This window comes from Paraburkholderia sp. HD33-4 (assembly GCF_021390635.1).
Taxonomy (GTDB): Bacteria; Pseudomonadota; Gammaproteobacteria; order Burkholderiales; family Burkholderiaceae; genus Paraburkholderia.
In genome coordinates this window covers 21,605-39,022 of the sequence record NZ_JAJEJS010000002.1, presented here as the reverse complement: position 1 = coordinate 39,022, position 17,418 = coordinate 21,605, and the positions used below count along the sequence as shown (strand labels likewise).

Genomic DNA, 17,418 nt, shown 5'->3' with positions numbered 1-17,418 from the left:
GAAAATCCGCTGCCCGCGATTATGCTGACTTTGACCCTGGAGCGGCACTGATGAGAACGCTGACGCAGCAACTGACGCAATACGCGGCCTACCATCGCGACCGGCGCAATATCGCCACCCACTTCGTCGGTATTCCGATGATCGTGCTCGCGCTCGCGGTGTTGCTGAGCCGGCCTTCGTTTGGCGCCGGGATGCTCCCGGTCACGTTGTCGCCGGCATGGCTATTGTTCGTCGCGGCGAGCGTCTACTATCTCGCGCTCGACGTGCCGCTCGGTGTGCTGATGGCCTGCGTCTCGGCGCTCTGTGTCGGGTTCGGCGAGTGGATCGCCGCGCAGGCGACGCTCGTGTGGCTCGCGACCGGCATTGGCCTCTTCGTGATCGGCTGGGTGTTCCAGTTCGTCGGTCACGTCGCCTACGAACATCGCAAGCCGGCATTCGTCGACGACGTGATCGGCCTGCTGATCGGTCCGCTATTCGTGCTCGCCGAAGCGCTGTTCGGAGTCGGCTGGCGCCCCGATCTGCGTAACGCCATCGAGGCCGAGGTAGGCCCGACGCGCATCGATGCGCAGAGGACCGAAGCACATCGGTGAGCGCGCGCCGCCACTCAGTTCGACGCGAGCCGAACGAAGCGCACGCTGTGCAGCGCGGTCAGCGCGACGGCGAACCAGATCGGCACATAGGTGGCGAGTTGCGAGGCGCTCAGCGTTTCGCGCAGCAGCGTGATCGACACGAACACCAGCAGCACCGGCTCGACGTAGCCGAGAATGCCGAACAACGCGACTGGCAATAGACGGCTCGCCTTCAGATACGAAGCGAGCGCGAGCGTGCTCAACGCGCCGAGGCCCGGCAACAGCAGCCACCACATTTCGGCGCGTCCGGCGATCGCTTGCAGCGAGTCGCCGCCGAGAATGCACACGGCGGCCACCGGCAGCAGCAACGCCATTTCGACGGTGAACATCGCAAGCGAATCCTGCTTGATCCGACGACGCAGCACGAAATAAGGCGGATAACCGAGCGCGACGACGAGCGTCGGCCACGAGAACGCGCCCGTCGCCCACAGTTCGTGAGCGACGCCAACCGCCGCGCACGCGACCGCGAGCCACTGCAATCCGTCGAGCCGCTCGCGATAGTGGAAGCGCGCGACCAGCACCATCACGAGCGGCAGCAGGAAATAACCGAGCGACACTTCGAGCATGCGCCCATGCAGCGGCGCCCACAGAAACAACCAAAGCTGCACGCCGAGCAGGCCTGCGGTCACGGCCATCGCGGCGGCGAGCTTCGGCTGCGTCATCATTCGGACAACGAGTTCGCGCAGAATCGGCAGACGCTGGCGCACCGCGACGAGCAGCAGCGCGCCGGGCACGGTCCATACGATGCGCCACGCGAAGATGTCGAGGCCCGACAGCGGTTTGAGCAGCGTCGCGTAAGCGGACAGTAATGCGAACATCGCCGACGCACCAGTCGACAACGCGATCCCGCGCCTGAAGTCGTTGTGATTCATTGCGCGGTCCGGGATCTGCGTGACGTGTGGGCTTGCGGCGCACGACGCAGGCGCGCGGCGTTCGTTGTGGTCATGAATGTGAAGTCTCGTGAGCGGGCGGCCATGCGGGCAAAGCCGCGGACGCTGCGTTGTTGTTCTGAAGCGGTGGCGCAAATCGCATGAAAAACGGGCATTCTAGACGGGTTATTCGCCAACGGGCCTGCGGTTTTTCGTCAATCGGCTGCAATTAGTCGTGCGCATCGCGCGTCGATGAACTAGAACATAACTTTGCGCAGCGGTCGGCGAACCCCTTTGCGGTTCGTCATGGCCTCGCGCGAATCTTGCTACCAAGCTTTGCACGCTGCGGTCGCGTCACTCGCGACAATGACGGCCACAGCGGCACGAAACGAGCAGCACTCACGAGCCGGGTCGGCGAATGCAACTGTGAGCGTAGTCCTCGAGGCCGCCACGAACCGACGCCCGCGCATCTCGCCCACGGCATGCCTCAACCGCGTTTTATCGCGCATGCCATCGCCCGGCAGCAATCCCGCTCATCGAATGTGACTACTGGAGCAAGCATGACCCAGCCAGCCCTATCGCTTAGCAACTCGCCTTCCGAACTGCGTCGCGCCTTCGCCGCCGACGTGTACGCCGGTCTCACCCACACGCCGCAAAAAGAGCTGCCGTCGAAGTATCTGTACGACGAAGTCGGCTCCGCACTTTTTGAAGTGATTACCGTATTGCCCGAATACGGCGTGACGCGCGCCGAAGAACGGCTTCTCACGAAGCACGCGGCCGATATCGTCGAGCATTTGCCGCATGACGTGACGGTCGCCGAACTCGGCAGCGGCAGCGGCCGTAAAACGCGGCGCATTCTCGAGGCACTGTGTAAAAAACGCCCTACTTCCTACTGCCCGATTGAAATTTCGCGCAGTGCGTTGCAGTTGTGCCGGCGCGAACTCGGTGACATCGAGCGGATTTCGATCGTCGGCTACGAGCGCGACTATCTGGCCGGCCTCGCCGAAGTGAGCCGGCAGCGCGCACCCGGCGACCGCTTGCTCGTGCTGTTTCTCGGCAGCACGATCGGCAACTTCGGCAGGCTCGCGGCGACGCGGTTTCTGCGCGACATCCGCAACATGCTCGCGCCCGGCGACGCGCTGCTGCTCGGCACCGATCTGATCAAGCCGACCCCCGTGCTGGTCGCCGCCTACGACGACGCGATCGGCGTGACCGCGTCGTTCAATCTGAACCTGCTAGCACGCATCAACCGCGAACTCGATGGCGACTTTCCGCTCGAGGCGTTCGAGCACGTGGCACGCTTCAATCCGGACGCGCGCAGCATCGAGATGCATCTGCGGGCGAAGCGCGATATCACCGCGCACGTGCGCGCCGCAAAGCTGACGGTGTCGCTGAAGGAAGGCGAGACGATCTGGACCGAAAGCAGCCACAAGTATCGCGTGGAGGAATTGCCCGCGATCGCCGATGGCGCCGGCTTCACATGCAGCCATCAATGGATCGAGGATGAATGGGGATTCGCGGAGAGTTTGCTGGTGGCGCGCTAAGCGCTAAAGGCAAAAGCGAAAAAGCGGCGCGCCCTCCTCCGGACGGCGCGCCGCTTTTTTAACTCGCGTCGCTCGAACGCTCGAAGATCTCAATGCTGCTCGAAGCGCTCGTACCGCTTGTCGGTCACGCGCTCCTCGCCGCTCACCTCGGTCACGCGCGCCGCCGGCGGTCCGTGACGCAGCCACGACAGCATCCGGTCGATCTGATTGGCTGGTCCCTGCAACATCGCCTCGACCGAACCGTCGTCGAGATTCGCGACCCATCCCTTGATGCCGAGTGCGTGCGCCTGGCGCACCGTCGCGAGGCGAAAGCCAACGCCCTGCACGGTGCCGCGCACTCGCGCGTAATACGTTTCGATCCGCTGATCCAGATCCGGGGCCATGCCGCTACCTCCTTTTAATGCCTGACAGTCTTTCAAGCCGGCATTCTAGTCGTGTCAGGGCGAGCGTGCTCGACAACACCCATGCCTCGCGTGCGCCACGTACAATCCGTCGACCGTCACGCAGGAAATGGAAACAGAATGACCGAACAAGATCGCGATCTCGTGCTCGTGACCGGCGCGTCCGGCTTCGTCGGCTCGTCGGTGGCACGCATCGCGCAGAGCAAGGGCTTTCGCGTGCGCGTGCTGGTGCGCGCGACGAGTCCGCGCAAGAACGTCGAATCGCTCGATGCGGAAATCGTCGTCGGCGACATGCGCGACGAAGCCTCGATGCGCAACGCGCTGCGCGGCGTGCGCTATCTGCTGCACGTCGCCGCCGATTACCGGCTGTGGGCGCCGGACCCTGGCGAGATCGAGCGCGCCAATCTCGAAGGCACCGAGGCAACGATGCGCGCAGCGTTGAAAGAAGGCGTCGAGCGCATCGTGTATACGAGCAGCGTCGCGACGCTGAAGGTGACGAACTCCGGCCAGTCCGCCGACGAAACCTCGCCGCTTCGCGCCGACCAGGCGATCGGCGTCTATAAGCGCAGCAAGGTGCTCGCCGAGCGCGCGGTCGAGCGCATGATCGCCGAAGACGGTCTGCCCGCGGTGATCGTCAATCCGTCGACGCCGATCGGCCCGCGCGACGTGAAGCCGACGCCGACCGGGCGCATCATCCTGGAGGCGGCGCTCGGCAAGATTCCCGCATTCGTCGATACGGGTCTGAACCTCGTGCACGTCGACGACGTCGCCGCCGGCCATTTCCTCGCGCTCGAACGCGGCAAGATCGGTGAGCGCTATATTCTCGGCGGCGAAAATCTGCCGCTCCAGCAGATGCTCGCCGACATCGCGGCGTTGACCGGCCGCAAGGCCCCGACACTGAGCCTGCCGCGCTGGCCTTTGTATCCGCTCGCAATGGGCGCGGAAACGGTGGCCAAGTTCACGAAGCGCGAACCGTTCGTCACGGTCGACGGGCTGAAGATGTCGAAGAACAAGATGTATTTCACGTCGGCGAAGGCGGAACGCGAGTTGGGGTATCGCGCGCGGCCTTATCGCGAAGGTCTCGCCGATGCGCTCGAATGGTTCCGGCAGGCGGGGTATCTGAAGGGCTGAATGAACCGCTGAACAGCGGCCGTAAGCATTTTGTTACAAGTCCCGCGCGTGCGTCGGGTCCACACCCGCGCGCAGCAGGTAAAATCGCGGGTCCTACCTGAGAAACCTCGCATGAATCTTCACGAACAGCTCGGCGCGCTGGAAATGGGCGTCGATCAGCTCATTCAGGCTGTCGTGCCCACGCAGGCCGATAACACTCCCGAGACAAGCGTTGACGCGGCGGCATCGCCCGCGGCGGCGGAGCATGCCGCGCACGACGCGCAGGCGGAAGCGGCGGAAGCGGCAGCGGAACAATCCGCGAGCACCGCAGCAAACGCCGAAACGATTGCCGAGCCGGCCGCCCCGCAATTGCAGCCCACGCTCGAAATCAACCGTCCCGCGCGCGACGAAATCACGATGACGATCGGCAATCAGACCGTCGCGTTGCGCCCGGAGCAGATCGGCCGGCTGATCGAGGAGCTGTCGAACGCTCGAGCGTCGATGACGCCGGAGCAGCCGCAAGGCATCCCGCAGGGCTGGCAATTCGTCTCGACGAAGAATCCGATGATGGCCGTGCAGAAGCAGTCGAACGGCGACCGCCTGCTCGTGATGCGCCACACCGGCCATGGCTGGGTGCCGTTCACGTTCTCCCCGGACATCGTGATCCAGATGTACATGATGCTGACGAACGCGTGACCAAACCCGCGTGACGCAAAAAAAGCGGCCTGGAGCCGCTTTTTTTACGCCTGCTTTCCGCATCCGACCAGCGCTGCGGCCATCGCCCGACTTCAGCGCTCCTGCACCGGCGCCTGCACGCGCGCCTTCCACTGGCCGCCCTTGCCACGCCAGTAACGCACCGCCGATGCGAACGTCGCGCCGACATAGAACAGCGCTACGAGCGGCAGAAACGGCGCCCACAGCGGCGAGCGCCGATAGTAGACGAGCATCGGCGCATACGCGCAGCACATCGCCGCCCACGCGATCCAGGCCGGCCAGCCAAGCGGCCCGAGGACCAGCGCCGCGACCGGCGGCAACAGATAGATGATCGTCATGCCGACGAGCGTGCCCGCGAGCAGTAGCGGCGAGTAGCGCAACTGCGTGAACGCGGTGCGCGCGATCATGTTCCAGATGTCGCGCCAGCTATCGTAGGGACGCAGCGACACGCTCTTCGCCGCGACATCGAGGCGGATCGGATGACGCCCGGTGCCGCGATGCTTGATGCGCGCGGCGAGGCTGCAATCGTCGATCAGCTCGGCGCGGATCGACTCGATGCCGCCCGCCTCCTCGAGCGCCCCGCGGCGCACCAGCATGCAGCCGCCCGCCGCGGCCGCGGTGCGGTTGCGTGGATTGTTGACCCACGCGAACGGATACAGCTTCGCGAAGAAGAACACGAAGGCCGGAATCAGCGCCTTTTCCCAGAACGAATCGCAGCGCAGCCTGACCATCAGCGAGACGAGGTCGCGCTTTTCGGCATCCGCGCGCGCGACGAGCTGCGTCAGCGCCTCGGGCGGATGGCCGATGTCGGCATCGGTCAGCAACAGGAACTCGGCCGGCAGATCGAGCGTGCGCACCGCCTCGATGCCCTGCGACTGCGCCCACACCTTGCCGGACCAGCCCGGCGGCAACGGCTTCGCGCTCAGCACGGTGAGGCGCTCCGGACATTGCAGCCGCAGCGCGGCGGCACGCGCGGCGTCGGCGGTGCCGTCGGTGCTGTGATCGTCGACGACGATCACGTGGAACGCGCCCGGATAGTCCTGCTCGAGCAGCGACGTGACCGCCCCGGCGATCACGTCGACTTCATTGCGCGCCGGCACGACCGCCGCGACCGCGGGCCATGCGTCGCGCGTCGCGATGGCGAGCGGCGCGGTGGGACGCGCGCGCCAGAAGCCGCCGCGTGCGAACAGCAGCACGCACCAGATCAGCAGGGAAACACACGAAAGAATGAACAGGACCGCCGCCATTAAGCATTACCCTCGATTGAGCGCGCCGCCATGCCGACGCGTCTGGATAGTTGCATTGTCACGGTGCGCGCCGCCACCACGCACCAGTCCAACAGGTTGAGCACCGGACGCTCGCGGAACACATCGTAATCCGCGCGCTCGATGCGCTCGAGAAACCGCAGTCCGGCATGCACCGCGCCGCATAGCTCGATGCCGAGCCGCCCCGGCATGCGCAGCGCGAGCGGTGCGCCGCGGACCAGCGTGGCACGCACGAACGCGATCTCGTGCGCCATCAGCGCGCGCCACGCATCGTCGACGACGCCATCGGCAATCTGCGCTTCGGTCACGCCGAAGCGCAGCATATCGGCTTGCGGCAGATACAGGTGCTGTCTGTTCCAATCGGAGGCGACGTCGAGCCAGAAGCTGATCAGCTGCGACGCCGTGCAGATCGCATCGGCGTCGGCGAGATTGTGTGGCGTCGCCGCGCCGACCAGATGCAGCAGCAGATGCCCGACCGGATGCGCCGAGCGGCGGCAATAGTCGACGAGCGCGGCGCGATCCGCGTAGCGATGCGTATCGATGTCCTGCGCGCAGCCGTCGAGCAGATCGTAGAACGGTTCGAGCGGCAGCTCGTATTGCGCGATCACGCCGGCGAGCTTGCCGAACAGCAGCGCATGCACGGGCGCGGCGCGCCGTTGCGCGATCGCGTCCAGCCCGGCGCGGAAATCGGCCAGGCGGGCGTGCCGCTCGGCGGCGCTCCATTGGCCTTCGGCGGAGATATCGGCCGCAGTGCGCACGACCTGGTAGATAATACCGACTGGGGCGCGCAGCGCCTTCGGCAGCAACACGCTCGCGATCGGAAAGTTTTCGTGCTGATCGACGTCCATCCAGCGAGCCTCGAAACCATTCTGTAATACAGCGCGTTTATCCGCGCAGCAAGGATCGGTAGTTTAAGGGTTCCGCCGTGACGGCGCAGTGTGCGGTCGTGGCAGAGCGCGTTGCGAGGCGATCTCGCGCTGGCTCCTTACATCGATGTAACGCTCGCAGCCTCGGTGCTCCGCAAGGCCCAGCGGGTGCGGCAAGCGCCCAACACACGGGCCGCGCCAAAAAGCAAAGCGGCCCCGATAGCGTTAGAATGCGCGTTTGGTTTTGCTGTACCGGCCCGTCGCCGGGGCTCAAGACGTCAACTAATCATGATGAGCGCGGCGATAAAGTCAGCTTCACGACTTCTTCGAAACCCGCGTTAGTCGGAGTTCGCCAACTTATGCGAGTCATCCTTGCTCAGCCCCGCGGCTTTTGTGCGGGTGTTGTCCGCGCAATCGAAATCGTCGATCGTGCGTTACAACAACACGGCGCGCCCGTGTATGTCCGCCACGAGATTGTCCATAATCGTCACGTGGTCGACAATCTGCGCCAGAAGGGCGCGCGTTTCGTCGAGGAACTCGATGAAGTGCCGCAAGGTGCCGTTGCGATATTCAGCGCGCATGGTGTTGCGCAAACCGTCGAACGTGATGCCGAAGCGCGCGGTCTCGACGTGCTCGACGCAACCTGCCCGCTCGTGACCAAGGTGCACGTGCAGGGTCGCCAGTACGTGGCCGCCGGCCGCACGCTGATCCTGATCGGCCATGCCGGCCATCCCGAAGTTGAAGGCACGATCGGCCAGATTCCCGGCAAGGTGCTGCTCGTGCAGAGTGAGGCGGAAGTCGCGAAGCTCGAGTTGCCGGTCGACACGCCGCTCGCCTACGTGACGCAAACCACGCTGTCGGTCGACGACACGCGCGGCATCATCGACGCGCTGCTGCGCCGCTTTAGCGATATCGTCGGTCCCGACACGCGCGACATCTGCTATGCGACACAGAATCGCCAGGCGGCGGTGCGCGAGCTGAGCAAAGAAGTCGACGTGCTGCTGGTGGTCGGTGCAACCAACAGCTCGAACTCGAACCGGCTGCGCGAAATCGGCAGCGAAAGCGGCGTGGCCAGCTACCTCGTGGCCGACGGTTCCGAAGTGAAGTCGGAATGGTTCGCCAACGTGCGCACGGTCGGCATCACGGCCGGCGCGTCGGCACCGGAAGAAATGGTCGAAAACGTAATCGATGCGCTGCGCGCATTGGGGCCCGTCGATGTCACGACGATGGCGGGCCGTGAAGAAAAAGTCGAATTCAAGTTGCCATCGAAACTGATGCAACCACTCGCTGCACGCGAAGTTTAAGGAGGACGCCTTGTCTATTCCGCTGCTACAGAAAGTCCGCGTCGGCGCATACATCATGCGCCAGCATCTCTCCGGCAACAAACGCTATCCGCTCGCCCTGATGCTGGAGCCGCTGTTCCGCTGCAATCTCGCCTGCAATGGCTGCGGCAAGATCGACTACCCGGATCCGATCCTGAACCAGCGTCTGTCGCTCGAAGAATGCCTGCAGGCCGTCGACGAATGCGGCGCGCCGGTCGTGTCGATCGCGGGCGGCGAGCCGCTGCTGCACAAGGAAATGCCACAGATCGTCAAGGGCATCATGGCGCGCAAGAAATTCGTGTACCTGTGCACGAACGCGCTGCTGATGGAAAAGAAGATGGACGACTACGAGCCGAATCCGTATTTCGTGTGGTCGGTTCACCTCGACGGCGACAAGGAATCGCACGATCACTCGGTGTCGCAGGAAGGCGTGTACGACAAGGCCGTCGCCGCGATCCGCGAAGCGAAGCGCCGCGGCTTCCGCGTGAACATCAACTGCACGCTGTTCAACGACGCGCAGCCGGAACGTGTCGCGAAGTTCTTCGACACGCTGGGCCCGATGGGCGTCGACGGCATCACGGTGTCGCCGGGCTATGCGTATGAGCGCGCGCCGGATCAGCAGCACTTCCTGAACCGCGACAAGACCAAGCAACTGTTCCGCGAAATCTTCAAGCGCGGCAACAACGGCAAGAACTGGTCGTTCAGCCAGTCGGCGATGTTCCTCGACTTCCTCGCGGGCAACCAGACCTACGAATGCACGCCCTGGGGCAACCCCGCGCGTACCGTGTTCGGCTGGCAAAAACCGTGCTATCTGGTCGGCGAAGGCTACGTGAAGACCTTCAAGGAACTGATGGAAACCACGGACTGGGACAAGTACGGCACCGGCAACTACGAGAAGTGCGCGGACTGCATGGTCCACTGCGGTTTCGAAGCGACGGCCGTGATGGACACGGTTGCGCATCCGCTGAAGGCGCTGAAGGTCAGCATGCGCGGTCCGAAGACGACCGGCGCGTTCGCGCAGGACATTCCGCTCGACAAGCAGCGTCCCGCTGAGTACGTGTTCTCGCGTCACGTCGAGATCAAACTCGAAGAAATCACGCGCGCCGGCAAGGGCAAGAAGGTGGAGACCGCGACAGCGGCGCACTAAGGCTTCGGCGGGATGGCGGCCGCGCGCCGCCCCTGCATGCGCCTGATCACTAGCCCAGGCTAGCATCAAGCATGAAAAAAGCGCGGTGGCCAATCAAGGCCACCGCGCTTTTCTTTTACCGATTAAAACTTCTGTCGACCGACCCGCTTACGCGCCGCGCGCATTATGCTCGGTCAGGAATTTGATCAGCCCGTCGATGCCGCCTTTGGCGATCTGATCGGCGAACTGCGTCTGATACACCTGGATCAGCCAAGCGCCCATCATGTTGATGTCGTAGATCTTCCAGCCCGACGGCCCCTTGGTGAGCCGGTAGCCGATCGCGTCGTCGCCGCCGTTGCTGATGACGTGCGATTGCACGACGATGTCGGTCTCGCCGCCTTGCATGCTGACCGGCGCAAACTGGAAATTCACGTCCTGGTTGCGTAGTTGCGACAGCGATGCGGCATAGGTGCGCGTAAGCAGCAGCGTAAACTGCTCGTACAACTGCTTCTGCTGCTCCGGTGTCGCGGTCGACCACGGCTTGCCGACCGCGATGCGCGTAGTGCGCTGGAAGTCGGTAGCGGGCAGGAAGTGCGTCTGGACGACCTGGGTGATCTTCGCCATGTCGCCGCCGCGCGCCTGCGGGTCAGCCTTCATTGCAGTCACCGTGCCCTGGACCGCACTTTTTACCACCGCGTCGGGTGCGCTCTGCGCAAACGCCGCCGTGGATACCACGGCCGCAGCCACAAAAGCAGTCAGATATCGTTTCATACGCTTGTCATGACTCGAAAGAAGTAGCGCCGGCAGGCCGCACAGCCCGCGGCTAAAGAGGGGTAGACCAGTATAGCGGGGATTGCGTTCCCGTCCCGGCGAAGCCGTCGGGAGCCCTACTTGCTACCGAAGTCGGGCTTGCTTGCCCGGCCTCTGTATACTTATGCACCTTCGTCAAAAACAACACCCGTGATAAGGCCACGTCCGCCTACATGCTGAAGCCATATATCGTCCGTCTCGTCGCGTCCTCGGTGCGTCATCCGCTGAGGATCATCGCGGTGTCGATCGTGCTCGCCGTTCTGAGCGCCGTCTACGTCGTGCATAACTTCAAGATCAACACGGACATCAGCCGTCTCATCGAGACCGACAAGCAATGGGCGGCAGTCCAGAATGCGCTCGACGCAGCCTTCCCCGACCGCGGCGGCACCGTGCTGGTTGTGGTCGAGGCGCGCGCGCCCGAGTTCGCCGATGCCGCGGCCAACGCGCTGAGCGCCGCGCTCAGAGCCGATCCGAAGGAGTTCACGTCGGTCTCGCAGCCCGCCGGCGGCCCGTTCTTCGAGCACAACGGCCTGCTGTTTCCGTCCACCGACGAGGTGATGTCCACCACCTCGCAACTCGTGCAGTCGCGCCCGCTCGTCAATCAGCTTGCGCATGATCCGAGCCTGACCGGTCTCGCCGGCACGCTGACCACGAGTCTGCTGCTGCCGCTGCAGCTCGGCCAGCTCAAACTCGCCGACATGAGCCGGCTGCTCGGACAAAGCGCGAACACGCTCGATCGCGTGCTGGCCGGCCAGCCCGCCGCGTTCTCGTGGCGTGCGCTCGTCGACAAAGGCACTGCCACCGATCCGGCGCGCTCGTTCGTCGTCGTGCAGCCGGTCGTCAACTACGACGCGCTGGAGCCGGGCGCGGCCGCATCGAGTTCGATTCGCGCAACCGCGCTCTCGCTGCGTCTCGAACAGCGCTACGGCGCGACGATCCGCCTGACGGGCGAGCAGCCGCTCGCCGACGAGGAGTTCGCGTCGGTGCAGGACGGCGCGGTGCTGAACGGCATCGGTACTTTCATCGTCGTGCTGATCATTCTGTGGCTCGCGCTGCGCTCGGGCCGCATGATCGCGGCGGTGTTCATCACGCTGTTCGTCGGTCTCGCGATCACGGCCGCGCTCGGTCTGATGATGGTCGGCGCCCTCAACATGATCTCGGTCGCGTTCATGGTGCTGTTCGTCGGGCTCGGCGTCGATTTCGGCGTGCAGTTCGGCGTCAAGTATCGCGAGGAGCGCAACCGCGACAACCGGCTGTCGGCCGCGCTGATGCACACCGCGCACAGCATCGGCGTGCCGCTCACGCTCGCGGCCGTGGCAGTCGCGCTGAGCTTCTTCTCGTTCCTGCCGACCGCGTATCGCGGCGTGTCGGAGCTGGGTCAGATCGCGGGGGTCGGCATGTTCGTCGCGTACTTCACGAACATGACGCTGCTGCCGGCGCTGCTGAAGCTCTTCAACCCGCCGGGCGAAGTCGCCTCGCCGGGTTTCAAGCAGCTCGAACCCGTCGACGACTTCCTCGACCGCCATCGCAAGCCGGTGCTGATCGGCACGCTGCTCGTCGTGATCGGTGCGACGCCGCTGCTCACGCATCTGCGTTTCGACTTCAATCCGCTGCATCTGAAGGACCCGCATACGGAGTCGATGGCAACCTTGCTGTCGCTGAAGGATTCGCCCGAAGCCGCGGTCAACAACGTGCAGGCGCTGGCGCCGTCGCTTGCCGACGCCGACGCGATGGCCGCGCGGCTGCGCAAGCTGCCGGAAGTGGGCCGCGTCAACACGCTGAGCACTTTCGTGCCTGCCGACCAGCAGCAGAAGATGATGCTGATCGCGAGCGCCGCGCAGCAGTTGCTGCCGGCGCTGCAGCAGCAGAGCGCGCCGCAGGCCACCGACGAGGTGCGCGTCGCCGCATTGAAGCGCGCGGCGAATCAGTTGTCGCTCGCCGCCGAGGACCACCCGGGACCGGGCGCGGCAGAAGCGCAGCACCTGTCCGCGACGTTGCAAAAGCTCGCCGCCGCCGACGCCGCCACGCGCGAGCGCGCCGAAGTCGCGATGTCCGACACGCTGCGCATCGCGTTGAAGCAGTTGGAGAGCCTGCTGCAGCCGTCCGAAATCACTCAGCAGAGTCTGCCCCCGGGCATCACCGCGATGTGGATCGGCAAGGGCGGGCACGCGCTCGTCGATATCGCGCCGAAGGTGCCGCCCGGCATCGATCCGAACGACGACCAGATGCTCGCGCGCTTCGCGCATGCGGTGAAGAAGGCGGAGCCGGGTGCGATCGGCGGACCGATCTCGATCCTGCATTCGGCCGACACGATCATCAAGGCGTTCCTGCAAGCGGCCGTCTATGCGCTGCTGTCGATCGCCGTGCTGCTATGGATCGCGCTGCGCCGGGTCGGCGACGTGCTGCGCACGCTGGTGCCTCTGCTGGTTTCTGCGCTCGTCACGCTCGAACTCTGCGTGGTGTTCGGCATGCCGCTGAATTTCGCGAACATCATCGCGCTGCCGCTGATGCTCGGCGTCGGCGTCGCGTTCAAGATCTACTTCGTGATGGCGTGGCGCCACGGCCAGACCGGCCTGTTGCAGTCGAGCCTCACGCATGCGGTGCTGTTCAGCGCCGCCACAACGGCGACCGCCTTTGGTAGCCTGTGGCTGTCGCACCATCCGGGCACGTCCAGCATGGGGAGGCTGCTCGCGCTTTCGTTGTTCTGCACGCTGATCGGCGCGGTGGTTTTCCAGCCGGTGCTGATGGGCAAGCCGCGTCAACGTCGCGGGAAGCAAAAAGGAATATGAGCATGAAGCTGCGTCACACCGCGCTGGCTTTCACCGCCGCGGGTCTCATTTCCGGCTGCGCGACCGCTCCCGACCGCAAGCCAGGGGATCCGTTCGAGCCGGTGAACCGGGTGATCTTCAACTTCAACGACGGAGTCGATCGCTATATCGCCACGCCGGTCGCGAAGGGTTACCAGAAAGTGACGCCGCAGCCGCTGCGCACGGCTGTCAGCAATTTCTTCTCGAACCTCGGTGACCTCACCAACGCCGCGAACAACCTGCTGCAACTGAAAATCACCGATGCGACCGAAGACATCGTGCGCTTCGCATTCAACTCGGTGTTTGGTATTGGCGGCCTGCTCGACTGGGCGACGCCGGCCGGGCTGCCCAAGCATCAGCAGGACTTCGGTCTGACGCTCGGGCATTGGGGCATTCCGTCGGGTCCGTATCTGGTCCTGCCGCTGTTCGGGCCGAGCACGGTGCGCGACAGCATGGGGCTCATCGTCGACGTGAAGTTCAATCCGCTGAACTATATCGAACCCGCGACGCGCAATCCGCTGTACGTGCTGCAGTTCGTGAGCACGCGCTCGGATCTGCTCGGCGCGACCACGCTGCTGGAGCAGGCTGCGCTCGACAAATACTCGTTCGTGCGTGATGCCTATGTGCAGCAGCGCCTCACGCGTCTGCGCGGCACGAGCAATAACCCTCCACCGCTGCCGGAGTACGACGATCACGGCGATACGGGCCCGGCTGCGCCTGCGGGCGGCGCGCCGGCGGGCGGACTGCCGAATTACTCCGATCCCAGCGATCAGGGCGAGGCGCCGAACGGGGCTTCGGGAGCGGGCGGCGCGGCCAGGAGCGCGCCGGGCGCGCTGCCGAATTACAGCGATCCGGGAGAGTCCGCACCTGCGCCAAACGGAGCGTCGGGCGGCGCGACCAGCGCGCCCAGCGGAGATCTGCCGAACTACTCCGATCCGGGCGACACCGCCGCGGGCGCTACGCCAGCTGCACCTGCTACGCCAGCCGCGCCTGCCGCGCCGGCATCGGCCCCGCAATAACGTTCCAGGGAGCTCCGGAGGCCCGGGCGCCGCGCAGGCCCGTGCCTTGGCGCTTCAAGTCCAGCGGTCCAAAGCACAGCGGGGCGCCATCGATGGGCGCCCCGCGTGGAAATACAGCCAAAACCTCGCCCGAGCAAATCGGCGGGCTTCGCAGCAGCCCGCTCAGTGCAGGCTGTCGACCTCGCTGCGCGCCGCGACCCGATCTTCCTCGACCGCAACGACTGATGCAGGTTGCGGCACCGGCCTGGAGTTCGCGCGATAGTGGGCGAACTGCTCGTCCGCGTAACGGATACGCGTGCGGCCATGCGGCGCCGGATCGCCGTTTTCGTCGAGATTGACGAACACCATTTTCTCGACCGTCAGAATGCTCTTGCGGGTGATCTTGTTGCGCACTTCGCAGCGCAGCGTGATCGACGTGCGGCCAAAATGCGTGGCGGTCATGCCCAGTTCGATGATGTCACCCTGGCGTGCCGAACTGACGAAGTTGATCTCGGACATGAACTTGGTCACGACCCGCTGGTTGTCCAGCTGGGAAATCGCGTAAATCGCGGCTTCCTCGTCGATCCAGCGCAGCAGGCTGCCGCCGAACAAGGTGCCGTTGGGATTCAGGTCTTCGGGCTTGACCCACTTTCTCGTATGAAAATTCATCTGGTACTCCGCGTTTGAGGCTCCCGGGCCGGACGCGTCACGCGCCATGACCTAGGGTTAACACTAGCATTGTACCAAAGCTAAGGGTTTTCCCTAGTATTTCAACAATTGCATAATTAATCGGCCCGATAGGCGATGCTGCGCGACACCGTCCGCGCAGCCGCACCGCCACCTCAAGCGAGCGTCGTTTTCCGCAACGCGCCGCCCCTCCCAAGCCCTTCCTTAGATACACAAAAGGGCGTCACCGGGCGCCTTTTCGATGGCGCCCTCTATTTGGAGTGGACAGCGTTCCTTACCCCTCAATTACAAATTGTTTTCTGCCGATAACAATTGAGTGCCGTCGGCGCTCGCACAAGGCCTGCCGCACCCAAAAAAACCAAAAACCTTTAAACCAACCAAGCCGTACGAGGGCAAAAACGAGGATGTCTATCAAACGTTCGAAATCTGTTTTCGGGTTAATCGCGACACTTACCCTGGCCGCAGGCCTCTCAGCATGCGGTGGCGGTGGAGGTGGCGACGGCAGCACCCGCACCTCCAGCACTACGAACACCGGTTCGCCAACTTCGGCTTCCCCAGCCCCGGTGTCCCCTGCTCCGGTTTCCCCGACTCCGCCGGCTACTTTCACCCCGTCAGCTGACGGCAAGCTCCACGCCGCATGCACCAACTGCGGTGCGGCCGACGACTCGACCTACTCCGGTAGCGGCGTGGGCTTGTGGCAAGCAGTCAACAGCAGCGCGCAGAACGATACCGTCACCATCGCCATCAACGGCGCGACGGGACGCACCGCGACGCTCGTATTCACCAACGAAGGCAGCAGCCAGGCCATGTCGGCGGTGCCGGTCAGCGCAAGCGTGATGTCGTCAGCCGACGTCGTCGCCAACGCGGCAACCCACCCGTCGACCGGCGAAGACCCGCACATGGCGGCGGTCCACGAGTTCAACACCAACGGCTGGAAAGCGCTGGTGAACAAGCCATCGACGGCGGGCGCCGCGGCCTCGGCCGAGGTGATCGGTGCAGTGCAACGTACCGTGGCCACCTACAACATCGGCGACACGCGCGACTTCTGGCTGATGGATTACACCCAGCGTCACATGACGCTCGAAGCCACGACCACGACTTCCGACGGCACGAAGGTCAACCTGTGGGTCGAAACGACTGAGTACGGCACCGGAAAAATCACTCCGACCATCGTCAACACGCTCCTGCAGAATTACGCGGGCGCCGGAGGCGTCTATGACATGGTCACGGGCGTGGGCGGTCCTTTCTGGGGTACGGTCACCATGTCGGGCATGATTCCCGGAGCCCAACCGGTGGACCTCGTCGTGGCGAACTTCAACCATGATGGCCAGCCTTATGGGACGGTCGGTTACTTCTGGGCCATCAATAACTTCGTCAACCAGGGTAGCGGCGCTACGGCCGTCAGCAATTCGGACCTTTCGCTCTATCTGGATTCCGAGACCCTGTATCTGGCTGGTACCGCGGGCATGCAGGCGATGCAGACCGTCATGGCGCACGAGAGTACGCACATGCAGAACTTCTACCGTCGCGACATGCTGATGGGCACCCAGTACGCGTATGACACGTGGCTCGAAGAGACCACGGCCATGATGATGGAAGATTGGGTGAGCTTTAATATCGACCCCACCTACAACTCGGTGCGAGACAATCGACTGCCCCAGTATCTGACGTACAACGGCCACGGCAGCTATACCTGCGGCCTGACGACGTGGGACCCGGCCGACACGACCTGCGACAGCTACACGACGAACGGTTCGTTCGGCGGCTTTCTGAATCGCCAGCTCGGTCTGACCTTCTACAAGACCCTTCTGAACGACAAGAATGCGACGGCATCGATAGACGTGCTGAACGACGCCATCAAGCAGGTCCGCCCGGACTCCAGCGTCGCACAGGAGTTGCGGCACTTCACGGTCGCCGCCAGCGGGCAAGTGCCGTTCGGCGCGAACATGAGCCTGTACGCATTCCCGTCGCGCGCGGAAGGTGGCTTCACGCTGCCCTCCATCGATCCGTCGAAGAAGACTCGTGATCTGCCGTCCGCATCACCGGGCGTTTTGCTCGGCTACGCCAGCTTCCCGGCCGTGCGCGCGAACATTTCGGGCAAGTATCAGGAAACGGTGACGCTTCCGCCCGGTGTGACGTTGTCGGTGGTCGTGCAGTAACGCCGGAACGCAGCGGCGCGACCATTTTGCGCGAGCTGCATTGCAGAAGCCGTCCCTTTCGGGGACGGCTTTTTTCAAGCAAGATAGCCGCAAGCGAAAGCTTCCCACCGG

Annotated in this window: 15 protein-coding genes; 9 read left to right on the top strand and 6 right to left on the bottom strand. The window is 64.2% G+C overall.

From position 1 onward, the window contains the following. The first annotated feature begins 50 nt into the window (after window positions 1-50). A complete protein-coding gene (locus L0U84_RS20045) occupies window positions 51-590 on the top strand; it encodes an Mpo1 family 2-hydroxy fatty acid dioxygenase (protein WP_233852145.1) in 540 nt (179 codons plus the stop codon). 14 nt (window positions 591-604) lie between these two features. Here L0U84_RS20045 and rarD read toward each other — a convergent pair whose 3' ends face one another. Further along, a complete protein-coding gene (rarD, locus tag L0U84_RS20040) occupies window positions 605-1,501 on the bottom strand; it encodes an EamA family transporter RarD (RefSeq protein ID WP_233852144.1) in 897 nt (298 codons plus the stop codon). Between the two features lie 557 nt (window positions 1,502-2,058). Between rarD and egtD the strand changes: the two genes are divergently transcribed. Then, complete coding sequence (gene egtD / locus L0U84_RS20035; RefSeq protein ID WP_233852143.1) at window positions 2,059-3,042, top strand: L-histidine N(alpha)-methyltransferase; 984 nt, start codon at window positions 2,059-2,061, stop codon at window positions 3,040-3,042. Window positions 3,043-3,131: 89 nt separating this feature from the next. Here the strand turns inward: egtD and L0U84_RS20030 are convergent, their stop codons facing one another. Then, the gene (locus L0U84_RS20030; protein WP_233852142.1) at window positions 3,132-3,425 is read right to left on the bottom strand and encodes an acylphosphatase; all 294 of its coding nucleotides are present in this window, start codon (window positions 3,423-3,425) and stop codon (window positions 3,132-3,134) included. Window positions 3,426-3,563: 138 nt separating this feature from the next. Here L0U84_RS20030 and hpnA point away from each other — a divergent pair, with 138 nt between their 5' ends. Together hpnA and L0U84_RS20020 are read left to right on the top strand one after the other, a co-directional pair. Continuing rightward, on the top strand, window positions 3,564-4,574 hold the full coding sequence (gene hpnA / locus L0U84_RS20025) for a hopanoid-associated sugar epimerase (protein WP_233852140.1): 1,011 nt from the start codon (window positions 3,564-3,566) through the stop codon (window positions 4,572-4,574). A gap of 111 nt (window positions 4,575-4,685) precedes the next feature. Further along, a complete protein-coding gene (locus L0U84_RS20020; RefSeq protein ID WP_233852139.1) occupies window positions 4,686-5,249 on the top strand; it encodes a hypothetical protein in 564 nt (187 codons plus the stop codon). Between the two features lie 92 nt (window positions 5,250-5,341). On the opposite strand, the gene L0U84_RS20015 is transcribed toward L0U84_RS20020, so the two are convergent. Beyond that, window positions 5,342-6,514 carry a glycosyltransferase gene (locus L0U84_RS20015; protein WP_233852137.1) on the bottom strand — a complete coding sequence of 391 codons (1,173 nt, stop codon included), beginning with the start codon at window positions 6,512-6,514 and terminating at the stop codon, window positions 5,342-5,344. After that, on the bottom strand, window positions 6,514-7,380 hold the full coding sequence (gene hpnC / locus L0U84_RS20010; protein ID WP_233852136.1) for a squalene synthase HpnC: 867 nt from the start codon (window positions 7,378-7,380) through the stop codon (window positions 6,514-6,516). Before hpnC ends, L0U84_RS20015 begins: the two co-directional genes overlap by 1 nt. 377 nt (window positions 7,381-7,757) lie before the next feature. On the opposite strand from hpnC, the gene ispH reads away from it, so the two are divergent. After that, on the top strand, window positions 7,758-8,702 hold the full coding sequence (gene ispH / locus L0U84_RS20005) for a 4-hydroxy-3-methylbut-2-enyl diphosphate reductase (protein ID WP_233852135.1): 945 nt from the start codon (window positions 7,758-7,760) through the stop codon (window positions 8,700-8,702). Between the two features lie 10 nt (window positions 8,703-8,712). Then, window positions 8,713-9,867: an adenosyl-hopene transferase HpnH gene (gene hpnH / locus L0U84_RS20000; protein WP_129956106.1), complete on the top strand. Its 1,155-nt coding sequence runs from the start codon at window positions 8,713-8,715 to the stop codon at window positions 9,865-9,867. Between the two features lie 147 nt (window positions 9,868-10,014). Here hpnH and L0U84_RS19995 read toward each other — a convergent pair whose 3' ends face one another. After that, window positions 10,015-10,617: an MlaC/ttg2D family ABC transporter substrate-binding protein gene (locus L0U84_RS19995; RefSeq protein WP_233852134.1), complete on the bottom strand. Its 603-nt coding sequence runs from the start codon at window positions 10,615-10,617 to the stop codon at window positions 10,015-10,017. A gap of 212 nt (window positions 10,618-10,829) precedes the next feature. On the opposite strand from L0U84_RS19995, the gene L0U84_RS19990 reads away from it, so the two are divergent. After that, on the top strand, window positions 10,830-13,445 hold the full coding sequence (locus tag L0U84_RS19990) for an MMPL family transporter (RefSeq protein WP_233852132.1): 2,616 nt from the start codon (window positions 10,830-10,832) through the stop codon (window positions 13,443-13,445). Window positions 13,446-13,447: 2 nt separating this feature from the next. Next, a complete protein-coding gene (locus tag L0U84_RS19985; protein ID WP_233852131.1) occupies window positions 13,448-14,482 on the top strand; it encodes an MlaA family lipoprotein in 1,035 nt (344 codons plus the stop codon). A 162-nt stretch (window positions 14,483-14,644) separates the two neighbouring features. On the opposite strand, the gene L0U84_RS19980 is transcribed toward L0U84_RS19985, so the two are convergent. Further along, entirely contained in the window at window positions 14,645-15,130 is a 486-nt protein-coding gene (locus tag L0U84_RS19980) for an acyl-CoA thioesterase (RefSeq protein ID WP_233852130.1), read from the bottom strand. Between the two features lie 710 nt (window positions 15,131-15,840). Between L0U84_RS19980 and L0U84_RS19975 the strand changes: the two genes are divergently transcribed. Continuing rightward, the gene (locus tag L0U84_RS19975) at window positions 15,841-17,307 is read left to right on the top strand and encodes a M30 family zinc metallopeptidase (protein WP_233852129.1); all 1,467 of its coding nucleotides are present in this window, start codon (window positions 15,841-15,843) and stop codon (window positions 17,305-17,307) included. Window positions 17,308-17,418: the final 111 nt, after the last annotated feature.

Coding starts and splice junctions, on each gene's coding strand:
- L0U84_RS20015 (WP_233852137.1), bottom strand. CDS start 6,514: ATGGCGGCGGTCCTGTTCATTCTTTCGTGTGTTTCCCTGCTGATCTGG.
- L0U84_RS20030 (WP_233852142.1), bottom strand. CDS start 3,425: ATGGCCCCGGATCTGGATCAGCGGATCGAAACGTATTACGCGCGAGTG.
- hpnA (WP_233852140.1), top strand. CDS start 3,564: ATGACCGAACAAGATCGCGATCTCGTGCTCGTGACCGGCGCGTCCGGC.
- ispH (WP_233852135.1), top strand. CDS start 7,758: ATGCGAGTCATCCTTGCTCAGCCCCGCGGCTTTTGTGCGGGTGTTGTC.
- L0U84_RS19990 (WP_233852132.1), top strand. CDS start 10,830: ATGCTGAAGCCATATATCGTCCGTCTCGTCGCGTCCTCGGTGCGTCAT.
- hpnC (WP_233852136.1), bottom strand. CDS start 7,380: ATGGACGTCGATCAGCACGAAAACTTTCCGATCGCGAGCGTGTTGCTG.
- L0U84_RS20045 (WP_233852145.1), top strand. CDS start 51: ATGAGAACGCTGACGCAGCAACTGACGCAATACGCGGCCTACCATCGC.
- L0U84_RS19985 (WP_233852131.1), top strand. CDS start 13,448: ATGAAGCTGCGTCACACCGCGCTGGCTTTCACCGCCGCGGGTCTCATT.
- L0U84_RS20020 (WP_233852139.1), top strand. CDS start 4,686: ATGAATCTTCACGAACAGCTCGGCGCGCTGGAAATGGGCGTCGATCAG.
- L0U84_RS19995 (WP_233852134.1), bottom strand. CDS start 10,617: ATGAAACGATATCTGACTGCTTTTGTGGCTGCGGCCGTGGTATCCACG.
- rarD (WP_233852144.1), bottom strand. CDS start 1,501: ATGAATCACAACGACTTCAGGCGCGGGATCGCGTTGTCGACTGGTGCG.
- egtD (WP_233852143.1), top strand. CDS start 2,059: ATGACCCAGCCAGCCCTATCGCTTAGCAACTCGCCTTCCGAACTGCGT.
- L0U84_RS19980 (WP_233852130.1), bottom strand. CDS start 15,130: ATGAATTTTCATACGAGAAAGTGGGTCAAGCCCGAAGACCTGAATCCC.